Genomic DNA, 22792 nt, shown 5'->3' with positions numbered 1-22792 from the left:
CTATTTTCTCCTTCTGCTCTTTTTCTTACTCTTCTTGACTTTGCTGCCGTCCTCTCCGTAATAATACTGATAGTAATACCCATAGTATCCTTTTTCCTTTATCTCAAGCTTGTTTAAAACCGCTCCAAGTATATTGGCACCTACTTTCGATAAAAGATCTCTGGCTTTTACAGCTGCCTCTTTTTCCACCTGAGAAGACGATATTACCAGAAGACAGCCGTCCACGCAGCGGGATAAAAGCTGGGCATCCGTCACTGCCACTACAGGAGGAGTATCCAGTATTATATATTCATACTTCTCTTTCAACTGCTGCAAAAAAATTTCCATTTTCCTGGAGGCCAGAAGTTCTGCCGGATTGGGGGGTCTTATACCAGATGTGAGAAGATCCAGATTTTCAACTATATTTTGTTTAACCGCATCTTCAAAACTAATTTGCCCTGCCAGCACATTCGAAAGCCCGTTTTCATTAGATGTCAAAAATATTTTATGCAGATTGGGTTTCCTCTGATCACAATCCACAAGCAAGGTTTTGGCACCCGTTTCCGACATGACCACTGCCAGGTTGGCAGAAGTAGTGGACTTACCCTCCCCAGGTCCTGAGCTCGTGATCATTATAGACTGTATTTTCTTATCAAAAGAAGAAAATTGAATATTTGTTCTCAATGTCCTATAAGCTTCTGCAATAGGATCCATTGGGTTTCTTATAGTGACTATATGTACTTTATCCATCATCTTCACTCCATCTGTGTCTCAAATCTTATTACTATGTTCTAAAAAGGCTGAAAATTCTCTTTTTCTCTCTTATTCTCCCGCTTACGGGGTCTATAAGCTGATTTTTCAACAATCTCTCACAATTTTTTTCCATATACATATAAATATCATGATTGACTTGAGAAGCCATTTCAAGTGCACTGCTGATGCCCGGATGCCGCCCACCAGTGGAATGGGCATCTGATGCTATAAAACTACAGATTTCGTTTTTTATCAGAACCCTGGCAGTATTTTTCACTTTTTTCCCAAATATACCCCTTATACTTCCTGTATTTACCTGGACCAGACATTTTTCATCCAGGAATTCGTTTATCTTGGATGGGTTGTCTATAATATATCTGTATCTTTCAGGATGGGCCACAATTGGATGCACCCCTCTAATTTCAAGTTCATATATTATATCCAGAGCATTTTCCGGCATATTCATCATGGGGAATTCAACCAGCATATAATCTGTATCGCCAATGCAGCCTATTTTCCCGCTTTTATAATATTCAAGGCTGTAATGATCAAGCATTACCTCCTGACCGGGAATAATATTCACATCTATATTCTCTTCTTTGGCTCTGCTTTTTACTTTTTCCAGAAGTTTTTTTATATCATCGCAGCTGTTTTCATAACAACCACGGTAAAAATGTGATGACGCCACTATGGCTTTTATTCCATCCTCTTTCGTAAGCTTAAGCATTTTCAAGGTCTGCTCCATGGATTTTGAACCGTCGTCTATACCCGGAAGTATATGGCTGTGTATATCTATCATATAAATATCACCACCTTTTGTCCAATTTACAGCTTGCAATTGTAAGCTGTGCACTGTCAATTGTGAATTGATTAAACTCGTCCTTTTGGTATTATCCCCAGCACTGGAATTCCCAGCTGTTTTTTTATATCATCTTCGGTCTTTATAGTGTTGTCCATATATTCAAGCATAAAGGAAAATCCCACAGAAACCAAAAGACCTACAAAAAATGCAATAGCTACATTCAGCATTTTCTTGGGCTTTACAGGCTTGTCTGGAAACTGTGGCCTGTCCATTATATTTATGTCTCCACCTGTAGGAAATACTTTCTTTGATTCCGCTATAAAACAACTGCTCACTGCATTTACCATCTTTACAGCCTCAGATGGATCCCTGCTCTGCCCTGTTATCTGTAAAATCTGAGTTCCCTGCTGGGGCTCTATGGAAACCAGTTTTTTAAGTTCTTTTGGAGTAAAAGCCCCATTTAATTTGCTAGAGGCATTTTTCATAACAACATTGGAACCTGCAATCTGTGCATATGTCTTTATAAGATTCTGATACATCATCACATCATTGTACTGGGTATTGCTCTTCCCGTCTTCAGCAAGTTTTCCTATTATTATTGTGGTACTTGCTTCATAAGTCGGCTTTATCACAAAAAAACTCAGTAATCCAGATGCCAGAGTACATATTACAACCATAAGTGCTATAAGTTTTCTTCTCTTTTTCAATATATTATAAAAATCTCTCAGATCCAGCGTTGTTTCTTCTTCCACTTAGTTATTCCTCCTATATTTCAGTAATTGTTTTGCATCAAGGCTAACACTTTCAAAATACCCACTTTACAAAACCGCGGATAAAATTCTCCCTATTTTCCAATCATATTGTAAAGTATGCTGGCAGAAGATGCATCCACATTTGAAAATACCGCAGCTTTAAGCTGTGTCTTCTCACTGGATGACAATTTACTGTACATTGACCTAACACTGCTTTCTGCCGAATAAGGATTATAGGAAGGATCTTTCATGCTGCCCACCACAGACATCATCTGGGATATAACCGCTTTTTGAGCTCCTGTATTTACAGCTCCAGAGGCTGCACTCAATCCGTTTATCACCCTGGCAAGTGCCTGCTGCCTTTCTCCTGAACTGGCTGATCCCAAGGATGTACCTGTACTGCTGCCAGAATTTCCAGTACCAGTACCCTCTCCACTTACAACATTAGTTTTCGTAGATAAATTGGAATTCTTTAGGCTGGAATATTTTTTTATGATGTCTTCTATGGACTGAAGTTTACCCTTCAGTATATCCTCAATGTTCAGTTTTCTCTTTTCAAGGGTAACTAAAAGCCTATTATCTTTCACACTCAAGGCAGTGATACCTACAGGAAATCCCTTTGTGCTCACCACTATGGAATTCTGCTCGACGGCTCCCTTGTTTTTCAACCTTGTAGACAGTTTCTTCAGAATATAGGATTTGGGCAGGGCGATTTTCCCGGCTTTAAAGTATTTTGGAGTATACCTGATTTCATCATTTTCCTTGGAAAGGGTGCCTTCCGATGTAACAAGGACGTCAAAACCCTTATAGGCTGAAGGTACATAAAATTTTATGTTGTCTCCGTCAAAATCCGCTTCCACCGCTTTCACAGTAATATCACTGCCCCTGTACTCTTTAAAATACAGAGATATAATCTGATTCACCTCATCTTTTGTAAGCTGTGCAGTTCCTCCCGTATCCTGGGCTTTTATTATCTTTTCAAAGAGCCCTACTGTAAATTTGTATTCAGGTACACTATAGGATGACTGCCAGAAAAGAAGTCTTCCAAAAACTGCTGCTATCAGAATTAAAACAATAACCACAGCTAAAAATATTGTTTTTTTACTTTTACTTGAATTTTTCATATATGCTCTCCCAAAATTTAAAATAAAGTTTTTATATAAAGTCACTCAAAAAATTATAAGTTATCCAGAAATATATTATTTATTATAACATATCCCAGAATAACTTATGTGTAAATTTAAAATTAACAATGGAACCAATATATCCCACTATACTCCAAATTTAGCTTCAAGAGCAAGGCCTTCTGAAATTGTAACTCCCGAATCAAATACAGCATTTTCCAGATCAGTCTTTTCTTTATCTGAAAGATTATCAAAAAGGGCTTTCACAGTTTTAGCATCCTGACTGTAATCATAATTTTGATCCGCCAGATATTTTTCCATTGAATCTATTACATCGGATATTATCTCTTTTTGATCAGCATTGAGTGTTGATGTACCTGAAATATCTATTGTTTTGAGTTTTGTCAGCACCGAACTGAAAAGATCATAGTCAGACTGGGAGCCGCCGCCTCCAGCTCCAGGATTTGTGGTATTCCCATCAAGCAAACTCTGAAGTGAGCTCACAATGCTTTCGGGCACTGCTGCAGTTCCCCCTACGGCAATAACTTTGACATCACCCGGCACATTTGATTTTAGAAAATCCTCTATTCCAATACTTACAGAATTATAGGTAAGAACAAGTGGAGAAGCCGTCTTTGCCGCCAAAGCTGAAGCCGAAAGTGCATCTGCAAATTCCTTTCCCGTAGGTCCGTCAGCCTGGACAACATATATATTGTCAAATTTGAGCTTGCTTTTGAAATAATCAAGTACATTCAAATTGGTATCAAACCTGTTCTGGCCGCTGATTCTTTCAGCAGATGGAAGCTGTGCAAGCACACTGTCACTTACAACAGCGCTGCCTCCAGTTACATAGGAATTTTCTATGGAAGCCCTGTTTTGAGCTATATACTTTTTTACTGAATCCGGCAGGGAGCCAGCTCCTGTAAGAAGTATGGGCATGTTTTCACTGGCAGCCACAGGTGCTATGGAAAGAGCATCTGCAAAGCCGTAAGCTGAAGTAACCACCACATTTGTGGAAGTTTTAAGTGCTTCTGCCACTTTTACAGAAGTCTCAAATCTGTCAGCCCCTCCAATTCTCTGGGTATCAAGTCCCATCTCTTTAAGTTCATTTTCTATATTCAGGGATATGGACGCCGTTCCGCCTATTTCTATTACATGCTCTGCCTTGAGCCTTATTATTTCATTTTTGGCATTTGCATCAAGAGCTCCGCTGGTGGTCAAGAGTATGGGAGCAGAATATTTTTTGGCAAGAGGTGCTGCACAGAGAGCATCGGGATAATTCTCTCCGCTGGCAAGTATTACATAACTTGAAGTGTCCCATCCGCTCTGAGATACCTTTGCGGATGTCTCATATCTGTTCTGACCGCCCAATCTCGGCACCGCTGCAGAGACACTTCGCGGCAGTACAATGCCTGCAGAGGAAGCCAGAAATATTCCAATAACCAGTGCCGAAAATATTTTATTTTTTCTTATCATAAAAACACCTTCCTTTCAATTCACAGTTTACAATTCACAATTATGGAGGATTTTCTTCCGCTGTGCTTTAGAAAATCTATATTGTGTGGATTTTCCGCTGGAAAATCTTCTTTTGTTGTCGTTTGTGCTTTAATAAATAGAATTCAGGTTTTCACCTGAATTCTATTTATATTTTTATTTAGTTGATACTAGCCTTGAATTGTAATATAGAAGTATGAATTTCCATTATCAACGTATACTTTAAATGTTCCAACTGTGCTAGTCACACCTAATATATCATCAATGTTTACTTCTCTTGATAAGCTACTATCATATAAAACTTTATTATCTTGTTCAATTCTATTTATGCTAAAAGGTGTACCTTTAATAGCTATTGTAGGCGAAGGATTACTTAGATTAACTGAATCTTTTATAGCAGATTCTAAACTAGTTATAAATGCAGTATAGCTATCGTAGTCTATTTCTTTATTTTTTATTTTCTGTGCTACTAATTGAACATCTATACTTCCACCATCTTTAATATACTGAGAAAACTTAGAATCTTTAGCTTTTTCTGCTATTAAAAAATCCTGAAATGTCTTTCCATCAATTTTAGCTGCATTTACATGAGCAGATGCTAAATCATAAATTTTTTGTACTCTATAAGCTATAGTACCAGGTGTATTTATATCTCCTACATCTGCCTTATCCACGTTATTAAATATATCTTGTACAGTAGTTATCTTATCTTCGTAAGAGCCTTTAACCTTTAATGTTATACTATCAGTTGTGTCAACATCATAATATTTTCCTAAATCAGGATTACTAGCTATAGTATCTTGAATCTTTGGACCATAATATTTAACGATATCAGCAGTAATATCAGTTGCGGTAGTGCTTCCACCGCCGCCACCGCCGTTAGATGCTTTGCCAAAGGCGTCTTTGATCTCGTCAGCCAGTGAATCGGATATGTTGCCTGTTCCGCCCAGTACTGTAAGAGTACTGTTCTTAGGTACATTTTCATCAAGAAAATCTTTTGTAGAAGAACTCAGTGTATATCCTGTTATTATAAGAGGATTCTTGTTCTTTGCTGCCAGTGCACCGCCTGTGAGGGCATCTGCAAATTCATTTCCTATAGGCCCCTTGCCAAGAGCTGCATAGATATTGCCAAAATTAAAGCTTGATGCAAACTCTTTAAGTACAGCTGTATTGGTTTCGTACCTGTCGGCTCCTCCCAGTCTCTTTGGAGAAGTAAACAGATCCTTAATAGAATCACTTACAGATCCAGTTCCGCCTATTACATAAGTTTCAGTTATACTTGAATTTGTTTTCAGATAATTCGCTTCAGCATCAGGAAGGCTGTTTTGTCTTGTCAAAAGTATCGGCATACCGTTTATAGCTGCAGAAGGGCCTGCCGACAGTGCATCTGCATAACCTTCACCACTTGCTATAACTGCTTTTACAGGCTTTGTTTTAAGAGCCTCAGCTATTCTTACAGAAGTTTCATACCTATCTTGTCCACCTAATCTTTGAACATCGGAAACCTGAGCTTTTATCTCATTTAAAACACTTTCAGGAACCACGCCTGTACCACCGACTACAATTACATGCTTTACATTCAGATCTTTTAATTGATTCAATGTATTTTGATTTAAACTCCCACCTGAAGTTAAAAGTACCGGAGCATCTTTAGCTTTTGCAAGAGGTATTGAGCAAAGTGCATCTGCATAACCTTCACCATTTGCCACTATTGCATAATCTGAAGAAGTCCATCCAGCCTGTGCAACTTTTGCAGCTGTCTCATATCTGTCCTGGCCTCCAAGTCTGTTTACCTGATTGGATGAATCAGCTTTTACAGCCGCTGGCAATGTCGTCCCTGCAATTAACAAGGTTGCCACACTGCAAACTGACAAAACCTTCTTACTACCTTTTTGCATATGTATTACCTCCATTCATATTTAATAAGAACTTAAAACAGACAAATACTTCATTTCACTTATACTTCTGTTGTTAACAAATTTGACATATTTATATTATACTATTAAAATAAATAATTTCCAATAGCTCATGACTTATTTGCATATAAGTCCTCTTACTATTTAGTATTCGTCTGTAATCGAAATTCTTTTAGACATTATCTGAAATTTACAAAAAAAATATGGAATTAACTTTATCACCTAAAGCAATTCCATAGCCTTAATACATTTGAGCAATTATATTCTCTTTATATTTTTGCCGCCATTTATATTTACCAATTTATAAATCACCGACCACCCATCCAGAGCTTGATCATATTCTGGATGAACATCTGTCGGAAATGCAAAATTACACAATTTAGCTCTATAGGGGCTCACTGTGAAATCCTTCAAATTGAAGTCCTGTGATTTTACCGCCCGCTTGTTTTTATCAAGCACGGTCATAGGCATTTTATTAATGGTAATCGGCTTGTTTGTAGCATTTCTCATAACTGTCGTTATAAGTATGTTTCCATTTGTCTGAAGTCCTATACTGAAAGTCGATATACTGAATTCTCCCTCTTCCATTTCAGGAAGCTCATCTAGAAACTTATCGAAAACAAGCTTGTCCTTAACGGATATTCCCTCAGGCAGTCCTTCATATCTCGGTCTCACTTTGGAAGTTATATTGAATTCACCATTCAATACAATTTTCCAGTCATCTGCAGGTATCTTATCCACTTTAAGATTTTTCTTTTCAAAATAAAGCTTTACAGGTCTGGCAGAATGAGGGGGCAGTTTTCCCAGTGACGAGAGGTTGAAGGTCTGGGATGCCAGAGTTTCTCCCTTAGAATTTACAATCAGAAAAGGTATTTTCTGCAGATTCAAATTAGTGGAAAGTCCATTTCTCACATAGACCTTAACTTCAACTTTATCTCCCAGGTCATAGGCATATACACCTGACACGTTGAGCTCCCCTTCCTTTATAGGCGGCAGCTCCCTTATCTCATCTATAAAAATTTCTTTTTGTACATCTGAAACTACATTTTCCTCTTCATCCAAAAGTGAAAGCACAGTAGAAACATATTCTTTTTTGTTATTTTTTTTGCCATCTTGTGTTTTCTTTACCATATTAAACCTCCAAAATTCTTTATAATAGCTCATTTATCCACAATACAACTATTGATTATCTTAACTTAATATATCATAAGGATTTTATAAAATCAAATATATATAAGTGTGGTGTTGCTAGTATATAGCCAAAAGTTTCAAGTTTACTTTTTATTAACTTTTTCCCGGGTAAAATTTCAGATTATAATCCAAAAAGATAGTTATTCATTTCTATTGATGGTATAATAATCTAAAAAATATATAATAGGAGGGTAAGGGGTTTGCAGAAGTATTTTAAAAGATATTTTGGATTAGCACTGGTTTTCTTATTCACTTTCAGCGGTACATTCATATGGAATTCACCAAAAGTTAGTGCATCAGCCGGAAAATACACAGTTTCAGATTTGGACATAACTGCAGACAATATATATTCATTTCAAAATGGCCTGGTCAAATTTCAGAGCGGCAGTTTATACGGGTTAATGGATAAAAATGGCACGGTAAAAACAAAACCTGAATTTACTTCCATCGGCTCTTTCAAAAACGGCTGCGCAAAAGTTTCCAAAGGTACAAAGTTCGGCTTTGCAGATGAAAATGGGACAGTTATAGTACAACCTCAGTATGAAGATGCAGGAGATTTTTCTGAAGACGGCCTGGCGGCAGTGAGCACAAATTCAAAGTGGGGATTTATAAACACCAGAGGCAGCGTCGTCACAGAGCCCCAATTTGATGTAATATACGGTTTTCAGCAGGGCTTCGCAAAAGTGAGAAAAGATGGAAAATATGGATTTGTAGATGGTCATGGGAATATATTCCTGGATTGCAAGTACGACAATGCCTATGATTTTCAGAACGGTTATGCTGCTGTAAAGCTCAATAACTCCTGGAGTCTGGTAGACACCCGGGGTAATTTCAAAGCTTTCAGCTTCGATGAGATAAAATCTCCCATACTGGGACTCGTACCTGTAAAATCCGGGGGTAAATGGGGTCTTTCCGACATGGACGGCAAAATAGTACTGGAACCCAAATACAAGAATATATACTATTTGAATAATAATCTGATAAAAGTGTCCAGCGGTGATAAATACGGACTCATCGATAAAAACGGCCGTCTGATCCTCGATACGGACTATGACAGCATCACATCTCTGGGCAGCGGTTTCTCTCAAATAGTTAGATCTGGAAAGTGCGGTATTGTAGATGCCTCCGGAAAAATGGTCCTTCAGCCGCAGCTGGACTGGATAGACAGCTACAAGGAGGGAAAAGCCATTATAACGTCCAATGGAAGATATGGATTTGTAAATTCATCGGGAGAAATAAAATACCTGTCCCAGTTTGACAAAATATATGCTTTCAGTGAAGGACTTGCAAGAGTTCAAAAGGAGAAAAAATGGGGTTTTATAAACAGCAATGGAGATATCGTGATAGATACTATATTTGACAATGCCCTGGATTTTAGTGAAGGCTATGCAGCAGTGAAAAAAAATACAGGCTCTTCAGGCATTGAAGATTCGGGCGATGCATCTCTTATTAAAAAATATATAAAATGGGGTTACATTGACAGATTGGGATCTACCTTTATATCCTATGATTTTGACAATGCCTCATCCTTTAATGACGGTACTGCCGCAGTTTTAAAGGACAATAAATGCAGCATCATAAAGAATTCAGATGTAAAATTAATGACAGCCCTTACTACAAAAGATCCACTTAAAACCTGGAGAATAAAATTCAGCAAGCCGCTTGACGACAAGACAGTCAAAAATGAGGATGACGATACTGTAATAAACGACATAGATATGACAATGACAGATAATATCAAGGTGATAGACAGCAGCGGAAAATACGTAAATGTCTCCTTTAAACTGGAGGATCCAAAAACCATAGCAGTAAGCCCTCCCTATGAGGGATATGAGACCTCCCAGGACTATACCATCACAATACTGAACAACAATAAATACAATATAAGAGATAAAGACGGAAGTACCTTAAAACCTTCTATTATAAAAATACCTTTTTCAGTTAAAAATTAAAAGTGTATAGTTAATGATCAGGTTGATTTTCGGCATTTGCCGGAAATCCTCCTCGCTTTTAACTATACACCATCCATTTTTCACCGTTAAATCATTTCACGGTTATATTTGCTAAGTTTTTATTATCCCTTACTGCCATTACACTGACCTGCATATTTTTATATTTCTTTTTTAAATCATTGGCATATTTTTGTGCCAGATCCTTCGCCTCTTTATCACTCACACCACTTTTAATTACCATAGTCGCTATAGCCCTGTTGCTCTGCACATATACTTTTCCATTCAGTATAGGCTTTTCTTTCTTAAGCTGGGCAGTTTTGTCTGCATCCTCAGTAATTTTAGGTCCTTTTGTATTTTCAGAAGTCTGTGCAGTTTTTTTAGTGTTGTCATTTTGCTGTCCGGATTTATTTCCAAAAGAACAAGCTGTAAAAGATACAATCAGCATCATAATAACTGCAGTAATTCCCAGTGATCTAATCTTTCCTCTCATCAAATTATCTCTCCTATACAACTATAATTGATTTACAGATTATATTCTATCATACCTGCTGCAATTTAACAGCTGCCCTTTAAGTTATTCATAAAAAATTTACTTGGAAAGATTGTATTGGAACTGATCTAAAGCTATCATATAATTGTCCTGGGCACTCTTTAAACTTACCTTTTCACTTTGAAGTGCAAGAGCGGCAGAATCAAGATCCACTTCAGTGAGTACCCCTTCTTTAACCTTGGTCAAAGTATTGTCATAATTCATCTGTGCATTTTCAACCTTTATATTTTCCGTATTCACCAGATCCTCGCTGTTTTTCAAAGAATAATAACTGTTCCACAAATTGACTTTAAGATTCAACTGTGTGCTGTAAAGACTGTTCTGGAGGTTCTGTATGCTGAGCCCCGTATTCACTTCCCCCGTAGCGTCATTGTAGGAATACTGCTTGTATATATCCTCCTGAATTTTAAGTATAGCAATATTATTAGTTATCTTTGCCATATCATAAGAATTGTTCACTGCATTGTCAATTTTTGACTGGATACTGCTGTCATCAAATTTTACAAACTGCTTTGATGCAGGTAGAACTAGATTTACATCAGTATTCAAATCCATATTTATGATCTGTTTTATATTGAGTTCAGACTGCTGAAGCTGTGACCTGGGAGTATTAAGAGAGGCCTCAAACTGGCTCCTTTGAACCTGAAGAGACTGAAGGGCATCATTTGTCAGCTGGCCCTGCTGTATCTTAGCCTCTGTCTGTGCAATCTTTTTATCCACATTTGCTATCTGGGCATTTATAGTAGTTATCTGATCCCGGGCATTTATTGCATTTAGATATTGCTGCTCTGCAGAAAATTTCAAATTCTGCAGTGTATCATCCCTGTCATGCTTGGCATCTTTGATATTCTGTTCATCCTGCTTCGGTACCACATCTATTGCAATTTTCACAGCCGCATACTGACCCGCAGGATAATTGACAGGGCTTTTATCAGCATTGAGCATTGCATTTTGATGGTCCCGGTCAAATTGTCTCTGATATAGAAGTATTTTCTGATCGTACATGTTAATTTCCATATTATTCTTTTCTATGCTGCTTAACACCTGGTCTAAGGTAAGGGTTGTGCTTGTCGTATCTGAAGTACCAACTGCAGCCGTGGTATCAGCAGGGACTGCAGCACTACTAGCTTCTGCAAAACAAGTGCTTCCCATGCCGAGTACCATAGCAAGTCCAACTATGACGCTTAACTTTTTTTTCAACTTTTTTGCCTCCCTACATAATTTAATTCATATCAATTACTGAGCTTTGATGTGTCATCTCCAACACCGCAGGCCAGGTTCAATTTAAGCTGTGCCATCCATATATCCCTTTGAAAGGATTTCAAATCATTCTGTGCTGCCTTTAAATTGCTTGCCTGGACGTCAAAATCCACTTTGCTCATCACACCTGCATTATATTTGACTCTGGCAACATTATAATTTCTCTGCGCCAGATTAAAAGCATCTTTTTTGGAATCAAGCATCTTAGACTTGTTTTGTAAATCACTATACAGATTGTTTATTTCAACAGGTATATTTATTTCAGCAATGTCAAGTGCATCCTGTGCCTGATTTACACCATACTGCCCAATCTGGTTCATAGTGTCATATTTAGAGTGGAATACCCCTTTTATAATATCATATTCAAATTTTTTGAGATTCACATTTTCCTGTGCATTTAAAATTTCCGCCCTGTTTTTCAGCGCATCACTTACATAATTATCATAACTTCTTATATAGGGCGACTCTGTGATTTTATCCCTGAGAAGCACATCGTACTTTGTATATATGTCCCTGTCCAAAACCTGATTTATTTTCATAACTGCAAGATCATATTGTCTCTGGACCTTATTCAGATTTAAATTTTCACTGTAGTAATCTGCCTCTGCCTGCTTTACATCTGCCGGAGAAGCCGTTCCCAGCTTTAGTTTCAATTGTGAAATATTATATTGATCTTTCGCACTTTGAAATTTTTGCTTTTCGAGGTCAAGTGCATCCTTAAAATCCATAAGGGCCGTATATTGGGTGTAAGCAGATAATTTCACCTGATTTTCAGCAACTTTGCCCATATTAGAGTACTTGTAAATGGAAAATTTGGCCTCTGCAGGAGGATTCGCTATGCCCTGCAAAAGTGTAAGCCTAGTATAGCTATCTAAAGTGTCTCCACCCTCATCCAACTGATCTCCATAGTTAGCAGCATTTTTAACTGCCTGATTGTATGAATTTTGAGCCTGCTGTGTTGAAATATCAGCACTTTTCACTTCATAAGACTCTTTTACCGCAGCATCAATGGCAGCATCAATATCCAGGGTATTTCCCTGGGCAAAAACTGAGGTGCTTGTACAAAATATAATTATAACCGCTGCAGCAAATGTTTTTATTTTGTTCATATTTTCCCCCTTTCACACACTACAGTAATTTTTCATTCTTGTGGTATCCAAGCAACTATTCATATTACCAATATCTTACCAGTGAACTAATTTTACCATAATTACATATACATTTCCATAGATACAGCTATAATTTTACATGATATTAAGTGTAAATTTCATGCTTTCCCTATATAGTTTTTCCCACATTTGTGCTAAACTTTAAGTATATACTTTTAAGGGAGGGAAAATACATATAATGAAAAAAATAGTAGGATTAGCTGTAAGTCTAACCATGTTACTCTGTACCGCAGCTCCAGCCTACGCCAAGACTACGTACAACGTAACAAGACTTGCGGGTACTGACAGATATGCAACATCTATAAAAATTGCATCTAGTTTTAAAACCGGAAATCTTCAAAACATAATACTTGCAAGCGGGAGAGATTTTCCGGATGCTCTAAGCGGCAGCGTTTTATCAAAAAAATACAACGCTCCCATACTCTTACTGAATGACAGCACAGATAACAATTCCGATGTCTTTGAATACATAAAAGATCATTTGAATTCTTCCGGAAACATCTATGTTCTCGGGGGCGGTTCATCCATAAGCGAGGACATTTTAGATCATATTAAAGAAATGGGTTACGAAAATGCCAATTTTACAAGACTGGGCGGATCCAACAGATTCGACACCAACAAATATATAATCAATTCACTGAAAGTCACAAACGGAACTCCAATAGTTTTGGCAAATGGATGGGGCTTTCCTGACGCCTTGAGCATATCCAGCATAGCTGCTTCAAAGGGATATCCTATATTCCTGGTAAATACAGACAGCCTGCCTTCAGAGACCAAGGATCTGATTTCATCTATAGAACCATCCAAAGTATACGTAATTGGCGGACAAGCTTCTGTATCTGAAACCGCCGTAGATGAGTTAAAATCCCAGCTGCCGTATTTAAATGATGACAACATAGAAAGATTAGGCGGAGCTACAAGATATGATACATCTATGAGCATATGCAAAAACTTCAGCTTCAATTCAAATACAGCAATACTTGCAAATGGCAAAAACTTTCCCGATGCACTTTCGGGGAGTGCACTGGCCGCCAAATTGAATGCACCTATAATTTTAACCGATGGAAGCGATATATCAAATCAAAAAAGTTTTATAGATGAGAAAAATTACAGGAACATATACCTTCTAGGAGGATTAGGTTCTGTAGATTTACCTGTGGAATATCTGCTAAAATCTCCATCGGCAGTGCCGCAGACTGAAAAAGATTATGTAAATAATTTAAAAGATTATTGTGAATCCTATGAAAACGAAACTTACAATACTGCAGACGAATTAAATCAAACCTATACCAATGCCACAAATACAATGTCAGAGTTAGATTCCGCCAGCAGTGCCGAGGAAATGCAGCAGTATCTTGATCAGATGATCCAGGTGCTTACTACCGGAAGTTCGTATCTTACAACTTATAAAAATAACCTGACAACATTTAGAGATGATGTATCCAAATTATCTGTTCCGGAAGGTCTGGAACCCCTAAACAAACAGTATATAGACAGCATAAATAAACAGATAAATGCTGTAAATCAATCCATAGGCTATACAAATAGCTGCATAGAAATACTGAATTCCATTAAAGATGGAATAGCTGAGAAGAATCAAAACAAAATAGAGACAGGATCTCAGAAATTACAGAACTTGAGCAATGAAATGAACGATATTGCAGATGTTCAAAACAGCAACAGCGGAATATACGATCTATATGTAAGACTCACAGATGCCCTGAACAACTTGAATCAGGAGTAACCTTCAATAGAAAGTTCAGAGTACAAAAAACAAATATCAAATCTAGCTGGTTTTCGGCATATGCCGAAAACCTTCATCATTTCATATCTAAACTTTGAACTTTTTGAATTTATTCCATTCCGGTTCTTATGTTGTCAATGCAGGCTTTTATTATGCCCTTCTGCTCCATGGCAGCTGCAGTTTTCTCATAATCATAGGTAAACTCCACCAGTTCTACATATACATCCCCATATTTTACATCCATGATCACATAAGTGCCATTGGGCCTGCCTATCTTGGGTTTTCCGATACTGCCGTCATTTATAAGTATTTTAGAACCGTATCTGCTTTCACAGGGTATATGGGTGTGGGCACAAACCAGCACATCCCCTGTAAAAGCCTCCATGACTTCCGATGCTTCCCTTGAATTTTCCAGAAGATATTCATTTATGGATCTGGTGCTTCCGTGTACAAAACAGATTTTTTTATCCAAAAACTGAAGATTTATTTCCCTCGGAAGTGATTTCAAATAGACCCTGTTTTCCTCTTTAAGTTCACCAGCTGTCCAGGGCATGCAGAATTCATTGATCCTGTTATTTCTTATGTAGTTGAACTTTTTTTCCAGCACTGCTGCATCGTAGTTGCCCAGTATGTTCAATATATGCTTTTCTCTTATAAATTCCACAACTTCATTTGGATAAGGACCATAGCCAACCAAATCTCCAAGGCATATTACAGCATCCGCCTTTCTTTTTTCTATATTGGAGAAAGCCTCCCTGAGTGCTTCCAGATTTCCGTGTATATCAGAAATAATTGCTATTTTCATATTGTTTCACTCCTTGTCATAACTTATTTTAACACAGTTTCTAATATCAATTTGTATTTCTAAAAAATATGTACTAAAATTATTGTTAGAATAGTATGAGGAGGAATATTATGTCAGGGAACACTGCCTTAACTCCGCAGGAAGTCGCAGATATGTTGAAAATAGCCAAGAACACAGTATACGAATTGATAAAAAGAGGAGAGTTAAAAGGTTATAAAGTAGGTAAAAAAATTAGAGTGGATACGAGAGATGTGGAGGAATATAAAAACAGGAAAAAGAATACTGTCAGCCGGCAAAACAATACACGTAAAAAGGACAATTCTTCACTTTTAGATATTCTTTACCCGGGAAATACCAGAGAGGATGATTTTGTAATCTGCGGTCAGGATATGCTTTTGGATATACTATCCCGTTATATAGAGATGCACTATCCTGAAATCAGGACATTTCGTTCATATATTGGAAGTTACAAGGGATTACTGGGGCTTTACATGGGAAAAGTACAGGTAGCTACCGCCCACCTATGGGATGGAGACTCCGGGAAATACAATATACCTTTTGTAAGGAGGCTTATTCCCGGCATACCCACCGTTATAATCCACCTGGCCTGCCGCATGGAAGGCTTTTATGTTGCAAAGGGCAATCCTAAAAATATTCACAGTTGGGAAGATTTTAAAAGACCGGATATCAATTTAATAAACAGGGAAAGGGGATGCGGCGTCAGAATACTCTTAGATGAGCACCTAAGACTGCTCAATATAAAGGGCAAAAACATATCAGGCTACAACAGGGAATGTCTTTCCCACCTTGCCGTAGCCAGCACCGTGGCCAGGGGAGAAGCAGATGTCGGCATTGGAAATGAAAAAACCAGCCTTCAAGTTCAAAACATAGATTTTATACCACTTCAAAAAGAGAGATATGAACTTGTCATAAAAAAAGATGACATGGATAATCCTCCTTTTAACTCGATAACCAAAATACTCAAGTCGGATAAATTCAAGCAGGAGCTTGCAGGTATAGGAGGCTATGATCTTTCAGAAACGGGCAATATCACAGCAGAACTTTAGGCAATGCACAATTGACAATTCACAGTTTACAATTTATTTACAATTTATTTACAATTTATTTACAACCCCCGGCAACAGCTTGAGCTGCAGGAGCAGCCTGGCCGGGGATAACCTGACCGGGGGGATAGCCACCCAGCCACCCTTGATCTTAGCCAAGGGTGCTTAAGATATCTTCTAATGCTGCAGCTGCAAGCCCAATGGAATTATCCGATATACCATAATATATATACAATTTTTCATGTTTTTTTACTGCACCACAGGGAAAAACCACATTTGAAAAAAATCCCCCTGTTTCATAATCCATCCTGGGATCAAGAAGCGGTTTCTCACTGCGGGCAATAATTCTTGAAGGGCAGTTGACATCGAGCAGAAGAGCTCCCATGCTGTAATGCCCCTGATCATCCACCCCGTGGTACAATTCCAGCCAGCCTCTATCTGTTTTAACAGGAGGTATCCCGGCACCTATTTTTTCAGAATCCCAGTGACCCTTTCTAGTACATGCCAATATTCTGTGATTTCCCCAATGGAGAAGATCATAGGATTCAGATATCCAGATGACAGGATCACCTGTACTTTTTGATACGGGCCTGTTTAGTGCAAAGTACCTGCCATTTATTTTTTCAGGGAAAATCACTACATCCTTGTTTTCCGTTTCAAAAATATTCCCGAGCTTTTTATAATCCTTAAAATCAGAAGTTACGGCTAGACTAGTGACAATTCCATATTGTGATACTGAACTATAGGTTATAAAATAGCTGCCGTCTATCTCAGTTATTCTCGGATCCTCGATGCCAAAGCTCTCGTATCTATTTTCCGGAAATATGAAAGGTTTGTCCTCTATTTTAAAATTCACTCCATCCGTACTTCTGGCGAGCCTTACATGGGACATGGAAGTGAGATATACAAAATCGCAGCAACTATCTTTCTCTTTAATTACTCTGGAATCACTAAAGTCATATCTGTCATCTTCCTTATCCAGATCTACAGTTTTCAGAGCAGCACTCTGCCCGTCTATAACTGGAATTTTTATATGCCCATCATTATTGTCCTTAAACCTCTCCGCAACCCTCATGGCAAGTACTATTTCACCTTTATAGAGGGCCGCGCCAGGATTAAACGCACCTATGACTTCAAAATCCCTGCTGGAGGGAACAACATCTTTACAGGTTACGATGGGATTAAATTTACACCTTTTTATATTCATCATGACACTTCTCCTTTTTTACGCATATATTCATAAAAAGGATTATCTATCTCAAGAGTCTGGGCTTCAATATCGCTTATTCCGGCATACAAGACCGCTTTTTTATCTTTAAATTCAAGTCCACCACTAAATACAACATCGTACAAACTTCCGTCTTTACTTGGTCCAGGCAAAAAATCCTCCCTGGTTGCAATTATTTTTACATCCTTGTATCTCATAGAATTCATATCCAATACAAAAGTCATGGAATAATAATGCTTCATCCCGTCCTCATCCATTTTAGCTATATGTCCCAGTAATCCAATGTTATTTTCATCAATAGGATATATACTGTTTATTCCGCCCCACTCATCATCATGTAAAAAGTCATTCAAAATTGGCGCATCCTCAATAACTCCCATACTCAGATCATTCAATCTCCTGATTTTTGTAAAACCTATTTTTCCCTTTCCTCCCTTGGCTCCCTGTGGACGTGTCAAAACTCCTATACTTCCATCCTTGAGCTCAGCTATACGCAAATCCTTCATACCGTCAGGACCCACAAAAAAAAGCTTCAGATGAAAAATATCCCTTCCCTTATACATTATGGTTCTCCATATAAGATTATAAGGGTTATTTATGCTGTTAAACACCTCTACACCGCCTATCACCAGCTCATCGCCTATCTTGGTGAAAAAAGGATCTTCCAATTCCATAATAGGTGATTCAACTACATGACACCAGGCGTCCTTATATTTTTCAAAAAACAATACCATGGAATCCCTTCCCATTTTGGACTCAACCCTTCCAGCTATTACAATCCTTCCATTATTTAAAAAGGGAGCTGTTATATTATACACATCTTTGTTAAATATTCCTATGAATTTCACTCTTTTTGCCGCTTTTTTTGTCTTTATAGTCTTATGTTCCTTTAATAGCTTATCACAATTAATAATCATACATTTTACACCTTCTCCATCCAACCGGCATATAAAATGGCAACACCCGTCTTAATAATAATTATTACTTTCCCCTATATTCTACTACTATATCATTCTATATTCACGTTTTTTACATAAGGTATTTTTAGAAGACTTACCATAATTTTTTTTGTTTCATTTTGATTCTTAGTATAAATTCTAAAGGTAAGCCTTACCTCCAAATCCTTGTCAGTTTTGTTATAATGCCTATTCACTTGAATGCCTGATATTTTTATTTTTGAATTTTTCAAAGTATCCAGCGCAGGATTGATCCCATCCGGTGAAAGATCTGCCCTGCCCATAGAATAAGAGACAGTCTTTTTAAATTTATTGAATATTTCAAGTGCCACAAGGATGAGCACAGTAGCACTTATACCGGGAATATACATACCTGCACCAATTGCTATGCCAATTCCAGCTGTAGCCCACAATCCAGCCGCAGTAGTCAGCCCTCTTACAAATTGATGCTCCACTATTATAGTACCAGCCCCGAGAAATCCAATCCCGCTCACTACCTGGGCAGCTATTCTGCTTGGATCCACCGATATGGCATTTGTATATAACAGATCTGTAAAACCATACTTGGACACTAACATGATAAGGGCACTGCCCACTGCTACAACAAAATGTGTCCTGAGTCCCGCTTCCTTGAAGTGACTTCTCCTTTCAAAACCTATTAAACCTCCCAGCACTCCCGAAAGAACCAACCTAATTATCATTTCCCACTGACTCATAAAATTTCCTCCTGTACTTACACAAAAAATCCGAAAAACAGATTTCCAATTAATTATTATACTTTTATAGTATTTAATTATAACATAAAATGGCACTGTGAAATTAATCACAGTGCCACAGCAATTAGTTTAGTTAATGTCAATTCTCTTGCTTTTGTCCTTGTGTTTCTCGGATTTTGGAAGATTTACCTTCAAAACTCCATCTTTAAAAGAGGCGCTGATTCTCTTGTCATCTACATTGTCAATATAAAAACTTCTTTTAAATTCTCCATAACTTCTTTCACGCCTTACAAAATCTTCTCTCTTATCCTCCTTGGAATCTTCTCTCTTTGCAGATATAGTCAAATAATTATTTTCAAAACTTAAATCTATAGAATCTTTATTTATTCCCGGAAGATCTGCTTCAACTACATAGGAGTCATCATTTTCTTTAAGATCAACCTTAAAATCCCTGCCAAAACCATTTAATCCAGCGGGTAAAAAATCATGGTTGAAAAAGGATCTCATGAATTTTTCAAATTCATCACCCCTGCTTAAAGAATTATCTCTTCTGAATGGAATCATATCAAACATAATATACAACCTCCTAAATCATCATAATTTGCTGTTTCCAACTGTCTCATTGTCTGTTAATCCTTATTACAGTTATTATAATACAATAAAGGTCAAAGAAAGTCAAAGTCTAAAAAATACAGCTTTGCCTTGTAACCAGCAGTCATCGGCAGTAATAGCTATATATTTTAGTATAAACATTATATTAAAATATAAACTGTATATATGATGTTTTTTATGATAGTCACTAGAAAAATTGAAAAAAATTTTTAAATTTTATACAAATAACAGCCCTTGAATGTATTATGCTCTGCTCAAAGGAAAAGTCATACAGTGTATTCCTCCGCCGTGCTTAAACATTTCGCTTATATGAGTCTCTATTACTTCAATTCCATAGGATCTCAGAGCACTGTTGACTTCTCTATTATCCCTGAAGGACACTACTTTTTCATTTCCCAGTGCCTGAAGGTTGCAGTGGCATTTCAGCAAATTTTCTCTATTCACTTCTATGAATTTGAAATTTCTGTCCTTCAATATGTTCAGAAATTCATCTGGAAGGACTTCACTGCATATTACAGCAAGCTTTTCCGCCACTATGTTAAAGCACATATCCAGATGAAGACATTTTTCAGGAGATTTAACGGATATTATTTCATAACCATATCTACTTCCTATCTGCTTCCTTATTTCATCAATTCCTGTCTCATCAGTACGCTCCAATATGCCTATGGCCATGGTCTTATCGTCCAGCATCCAGAAGTCGCCGCCCTCAAAATGTCCTCTGCTGCACCTTGCAATACATGGAATTTCAAGTTCCTTCATTTTCTTTTCATAGGCTTCTGTCTCGCCCTCCCTGGGATGTATTCTAAAATTCCCCAGTATATAACCTTCTTTTACGCAGGCGCCAAAATCCCTGGCAAATACCTGATCATGCAAATTGCGATCCGGTGTCATTAAAACCACTTCAACTCCATTTGACCTATACGCCTCAACCAGTTCATCATGTTCCTTCATGCAAAGCTCACTGTTTATTTTAGCTTTATTGCCATTTCTACCTGCATTTTCCTTTAAATATGCATAGGTAGGAGGGCACATAAGTACTTTTTTCAAAGATGCAGTCGAGTTTCTTACAAAACATCTGTCCACTTTTGTATTCACCTTTGTTTCCTCCTTATGATCATAGAGTTTTCTATATTTTATATTACCCCGTTATGTTATATATTATCAAATAATTCCTATGTCAAAGTGCAGCCTTGGCCCAAAGTACATTAAAAATAATTTTTCAGCCTCTCATTTTCTTTCCTATATTCACTCCTAAGATTTTTCACTGCAGAATCATACTCTCCCCGTGTACAAGCACCTTCTTTAAGATCCTTATTGAGCTGATTAATCCTTCTCAATATTCCTCTCATTGCTTTGCTTTTTAAATTCAAACACCTCCCTTTCTCTAGCAAGTTTTGCTTGAAATTCCATATCCCTTCTTTTTTCATCTTCATATAAATCAATTGCACTTTTCTTACTAAAAACCCTGCCATTTTTTAAATATGATATAAGTTTTTTAAGAATTTCTTCATTCTGATATTCTTCTGTCACTTCACATTCATTTTCCAAAAAAAATGAATTATTTTTGTATCTGTTCTCCAGTTCATTTATTTTTTCTGAAAATTTTCCGGTTAGATCATTCTTTCCGCTTTCAATTTCTCTGGAACGTTCGCCGCTTGATTCTTTCCACTTCATGTCTTTTTCTCTTTTTACACCATCAATACGCTTATTTTTCTCCTCAATTAAACTGTTAATTTCTCTGGTGTTACTATCAATTTTTTGCACCATTCCAACAACATCAGACTCTTTATCTATTTTTTTATAATAATATCTTTTCTATCACATAATGCTTTATAGGAATCACTGCAGCGTTTTACTCTGGCTTCTACGCTTTTTAAACGAACTCTATATTTCCACGGAAACACAATATTCCAAGGACAAAAGCCGCAGTGCCAATCCAATGAGACAATCCCAAAACTATATTGACAAGAAACCCTCCAATAAAAGATATAATTACTATAGAACTCACCCATTTATAGAATTCATCAGATAAAATCACAGAACGTGAACTACCACCACTTATAGAAGTGGATGGCTTCTTAGTCAATATTCCTAATGGAACAAGTTTACCTAAGCTCTAAAGGTCGAACCAACCTCAGTGTATTACCAAAATTATATGGCTAATTTCAGCAGATTTTTACTGGCGTTTATATCCCTGTCATGGTGTGTGTCACATTTAGGACAAGTCCATTCCCTGAGTGCAAGATTTTTTACTTCTCTATTCTTATATCCACAAACTGAACACAATTGACTACTTGCATAATTACCGGGTGCCACTATTATTTTTCTGCCGTACCACTCAGCCTTGTATTCCAGCATTCTTCTGAATTCACTCCAGCTTGCTTCGCTTATTGCCTTTGCCAGCCTGTGATTCTGCTGCATATTTTTAACTTTTAAGTCCTCAATAACTATAGATTGGTTTTCTCTGATTAGTTTTATTGATAACTTATTTAAGAAGTCTGCCCTTTGATTCACTATCTTCTCGTGTAATTTAGATAATTTTAATCTAGTTTTTTTTCTGTTATTACTGCCTTTTTTCTTCCTTGATAGGTCCCTTTGAAGTTTGACAAGCCTTTTTTCTGATTTTCTCAGATATTTTGGATTGGACTCTCTATATCCATCTGAACATATTGCAAATTCTTTTAGCCCCATATCTATTCCTATTTTTTTACTTACTTCAGGC

At 37.3% G+C, this 22792-nt stretch carries 22 protein-coding genes; 3 read left to right on the top strand and 19 right to left on the bottom strand.

The features are described 5' to 3' along the window. The 7 genes from LN736_RS15885 to LN736_RS15855 form a co-directional block, all read right to left on the bottom strand. Entirely contained in the window at positions 1-729 is a 729-nt protein-coding gene (locus tag LN736_RS15885; protein WP_150357596.1) for a CpsD/CapB family tyrosine-protein kinase, read from the bottom strand. A gap of 34 nt (positions 730-763) precedes the next feature. Continuing rightward, positions 764-1531 carry a tyrosine-protein phosphatase gene (locus LN736_RS15880; protein WP_229981968.1) on the bottom strand — a complete coding sequence of 256 codons (768 nt, stop codon included), beginning with the start codon at positions 1529-1531 and terminating at the stop codon, positions 764-766. Between the two features lie 71 nt (positions 1532-1602). Continuing rightward, the gene (locus tag LN736_RS15875; RefSeq protein WP_229981967.1) at positions 1603-2286 is read right to left on the bottom strand and encodes a YveK family protein; all 684 of its coding nucleotides are present in this window, start codon (positions 2284-2286) and stop codon (positions 1603-1605) included. 92 nt (positions 2287-2378) lie between these two features. Further along, on the bottom strand, positions 2379-3410 hold the full coding sequence (locus LN736_RS15870; protein WP_229981966.1) for a DUF2140 domain-containing protein: 1032 nt from the start codon (positions 3408-3410) through the stop codon (positions 2379-2381). 147 nt (positions 3411-3557) lie between these two features. Further along, positions 3558-4886 (bottom strand): cell wall-binding repeat-containing protein, encoded by a 1329-nt coding sequence (locus LN736_RS15865; protein WP_229981965.1) that lies wholly within the window; start codon positions 4884-4886, stop codon positions 3558-3560. A 188-nt stretch (positions 4887-5074) separates the two neighbouring features. Further along, a complete protein-coding gene (locus tag LN736_RS15860) occupies positions 5075-6802 on the bottom strand; it encodes a cell wall-binding repeat-containing protein (RefSeq protein ID WP_229981964.1) in 1728 nt (575 codons plus the stop codon). 276 nt (positions 6803-7078) lie between these two features. Continuing rightward, the gene (locus tag LN736_RS15855; RefSeq protein ID WP_229981963.1) at positions 7079-7951 is read right to left on the bottom strand and encodes an SLAP domain-containing protein; all 873 of its coding nucleotides are present in this window, start codon (positions 7949-7951) and stop codon (positions 7079-7081) included. Between the two features lie 260 nt (positions 7952-8211). On the opposite strand from LN736_RS15855, the gene LN736_RS15850 reads away from it, so the two are divergent. After that, entirely contained in the window at positions 8212-9963 is a 1752-nt protein-coding gene (locus LN736_RS15850; protein WP_229981962.1) for a WG repeat-containing protein, read from the top strand. A gap of 91 nt (positions 9964-10054) precedes the next feature. Here LN736_RS15850 and LN736_RS15845 read toward each other — a convergent pair whose 3' ends face one another. From LN736_RS15845 to LN736_RS15835, 3 genes are all read right to left on the bottom strand, one after another. Further along, positions 10055-10453 carry a hypothetical protein gene (locus LN736_RS15845; RefSeq protein WP_229981961.1) on the bottom strand — a complete coding sequence of 133 codons (399 nt, stop codon included), beginning with the start codon at positions 10451-10453 and terminating at the stop codon, positions 10055-10057. Between the two features lie 99 nt (positions 10454-10552). Beyond that, positions 10553-11713 (bottom strand): TolC family protein, encoded by a 1161-nt coding sequence (locus LN736_RS15840; protein ID WP_229981960.1) that lies wholly within the window; start codon positions 11711-11713, stop codon positions 10553-10555. A gap of 32 nt (positions 11714-11745) precedes the next feature. Continuing rightward, positions 11746-12882, bottom strand: coding sequence for a TolC family protein (locus LN736_RS15835; protein WP_229981959.1), 1137 nt, complete (start codon positions 12880-12882; stop codon positions 11746-11748). Positions 12883-13120: 238 nt separating this feature from the next. Between LN736_RS15835 and LN736_RS15830 the strand changes: the two genes are divergently transcribed. Beyond that, on the top strand, positions 13121-14686 hold the full coding sequence (locus tag LN736_RS15830) for a cell wall-binding repeat-containing protein (protein WP_229981958.1): 1566 nt from the start codon (positions 13121-13123) through the stop codon (positions 14684-14686). A 109-nt stretch (positions 14687-14795) separates the two neighbouring features. Here LN736_RS15830 and LN736_RS15825 read toward each other — a convergent pair whose 3' ends face one another. Continuing rightward, positions 14796-15491, bottom strand: coding sequence for a metallophosphoesterase family protein (locus LN736_RS15825; RefSeq protein WP_229981957.1), 696 nt, complete (start codon positions 15489-15491; stop codon positions 14796-14798). Between the two features lie 110 nt (positions 15492-15601). Between LN736_RS15825 and LN736_RS15820 the strand changes: the two genes are divergently transcribed. Then, a complete protein-coding gene (locus LN736_RS15820; protein ID WP_229981956.1) occupies positions 15602-16558 on the top strand; it encodes a helix-turn-helix transcriptional regulator in 957 nt (318 codons plus the stop codon). Between the two features lie 148 nt (positions 16559-16706). Here the strand turns inward: LN736_RS15820 and LN736_RS15815 are convergent, their stop codons facing one another. The 8 genes from LN736_RS15815 to LN736_RS15780 all read right to left on the bottom strand — a co-directional run. Next, positions 16707-17765, bottom strand: a complete 1059-nt coding sequence (locus LN736_RS15815; RefSeq protein WP_229981955.1) for a glycoside hydrolase family 130 protein — start codon at positions 17763-17765, stop codon at positions 16707-16709. Then, positions 17762-18700 (bottom strand): DUF1861 family protein, encoded by a 939-nt coding sequence (locus tag LN736_RS15810; RefSeq protein ID WP_150357634.1) that lies wholly within the window; start codon positions 18698-18700, stop codon positions 17762-17764. Before LN736_RS15810 ends, LN736_RS15815 begins: the two co-directional genes overlap by 4 nt. Positions 18701-18792: 92 nt before the next feature. Next, positions 18793-19455, bottom strand: coding sequence for an MgtC/SapB family protein (locus tag LN736_RS15805; protein ID WP_150357636.1), 663 nt, complete (start codon positions 19453-19455; stop codon positions 18793-18795). Positions 19456-19584: 129 nt separating this feature from the next. After that, positions 19585-20028 carry a heat shock protein Hsp18 gene (hsp18, locus tag LN736_RS15800; protein WP_150357638.1) on the bottom strand — a complete coding sequence of 148 codons (444 nt, stop codon included), beginning with the start codon at positions 20026-20028 and terminating at the stop codon, positions 19585-19587. A gap of 282 nt (positions 20029-20310) precedes the next feature. Beyond that, positions 20311-21153: a dimethylarginine dimethylaminohydrolase family protein gene (locus LN736_RS15795; RefSeq protein WP_190972222.1), complete on the bottom strand. Its 843-nt coding sequence runs from the start codon at positions 21151-21153 to the stop codon at positions 20311-20313. Positions 21154-21393: 240 nt separating this feature from the next. Further along, on the bottom strand, positions 21394-21837 hold the full coding sequence (locus LN736_RS15790; protein ID WP_229981954.1) for a hypothetical protein: 444 nt from the start codon (positions 21835-21837) through the stop codon (positions 21394-21396). A 106-nt stretch (positions 21838-21943) separates the two neighbouring features. Beyond that, on the bottom strand, positions 21944-22156 hold the full coding sequence (locus LN736_RS15785) for a hypothetical protein (RefSeq protein WP_229981953.1): 213 nt from the start codon (positions 22154-22156) through the stop codon (positions 21944-21946). Positions 22157-22221: 65 nt separating this feature from the next. Next, positions 22222-22792 (bottom strand): transposase (locus tag LN736_RS15780; protein ID WP_229981952.1); only part of this gene is annotated, 571 nt, incomplete at its 5' end.

Origin of the sequence: Clostridium aromativorans (genome assembly GCF_020908015.1) — a bacterium.
GTDB lineage: Bacteria > Bacillota > Clostridia > Clostridiales > Clostridiaceae > Clostridium_B > Clostridium_B aromativorans.
This window is presented reverse-complemented; position numbering and strand designations above follow the sequence as displayed.

Excerpts from the sequence above, each read along its gene's own strand:
- LN736_RS15855 (WP_229981963.1), bottom strand. The coding sequence starts at position 7,951 with ATGGTAAAGAAAACACAAGATGGCAAAAAAAATAACAAAAAAGAATAT.
- LN736_RS15880 (WP_229981968.1), bottom strand. The coding sequence starts at position 1,531 with ATGATAGATATACACAGCCATATACTTCCGGGTATAGACGACGGTTCA.
- LN736_RS15835 (WP_229981959.1), bottom strand. The coding sequence starts at position 12,882 with ATGAACAAAATAAAAACATTTGCTGCAGCGGTTATAATTATATTTTGT.
- LN736_RS15885 (WP_150357596.1), bottom strand. The coding sequence starts at position 729 with ATGGATAAAGTACATATAGTCACTATAAGAAACCCAATGGATCCTATT.
- LN736_RS15830 (WP_229981958.1), top strand. The coding sequence starts at position 13,121 with ATGAAAAAAATAGTAGGATTAGCTGTAAGTCTAACCATGTTACTCTGT.
- LN736_RS15845 (WP_229981961.1), bottom strand. The coding sequence starts at position 10,453 with ATGAGAGGAAAGATTAGATCACTGGGAATTACTGCAGTTATTATGATG.
- LN736_RS15860 (WP_229981964.1), bottom strand. The coding sequence starts at position 6,802 with ATGCAAAAAGGTAGTAAGAAGGTTTTGTCAGTTTGCAGTGTGGCAACC.
- LN736_RS15820 (WP_229981956.1), top strand. The coding sequence starts at position 15,602 with ATGTCAGGGAACACTGCCTTAACTCCGCAGGAAGTCGCAGATATGTTG.
- LN736_RS15790 (WP_229981954.1), bottom strand. The coding sequence starts at position 21,837 with ATGGTGCAAAAAATTGATAGTAACACCAGAGAAATTAACAGTTTAATT.
- LN736_RS15810 (WP_150357634.1), bottom strand. The coding sequence starts at position 18,700 with ATGATTATTAATTGTGATAAGCTATTAAAGGAACATAAGACTATAAAG.
- LN736_RS15865 (WP_229981965.1), bottom strand. The coding sequence starts at position 4,886 with ATGATAAGAAAAAATAAAATATTTTCGGCACTGGTTATTGGAATATTT.
- LN736_RS15825 (WP_229981957.1), bottom strand. The coding sequence starts at position 15,491 with ATGAAAATAGCAATTATTTCTGATATACACGGAAATCTGGAAGCACTC.
- LN736_RS15815 (WP_229981955.1), bottom strand. The coding sequence starts at position 17,765 with ATGATGAATATAAAAAGGTGTAAATTTAATCCCATCGTAACCTGTAAA.
- LN736_RS15805 (WP_150357636.1), bottom strand. The coding sequence starts at position 19,455 with ATGAGTCAGTGGGAAATGATAATTAGGTTGGTTCTTTCGGGAGTGCTG.
- hsp18 (WP_150357638.1), bottom strand. The coding sequence starts at position 20,028 with ATGTTTGATATGATTCCATTCAGAAGAGATAATTCTTTAAGCAGGGGT.
- LN736_RS15870 (WP_229981966.1), bottom strand. The coding sequence starts at position 3,410 with ATGAAAAATTCAAGTAAAAGTAAAAAAACAATATTTTTAGCTGTGGTT.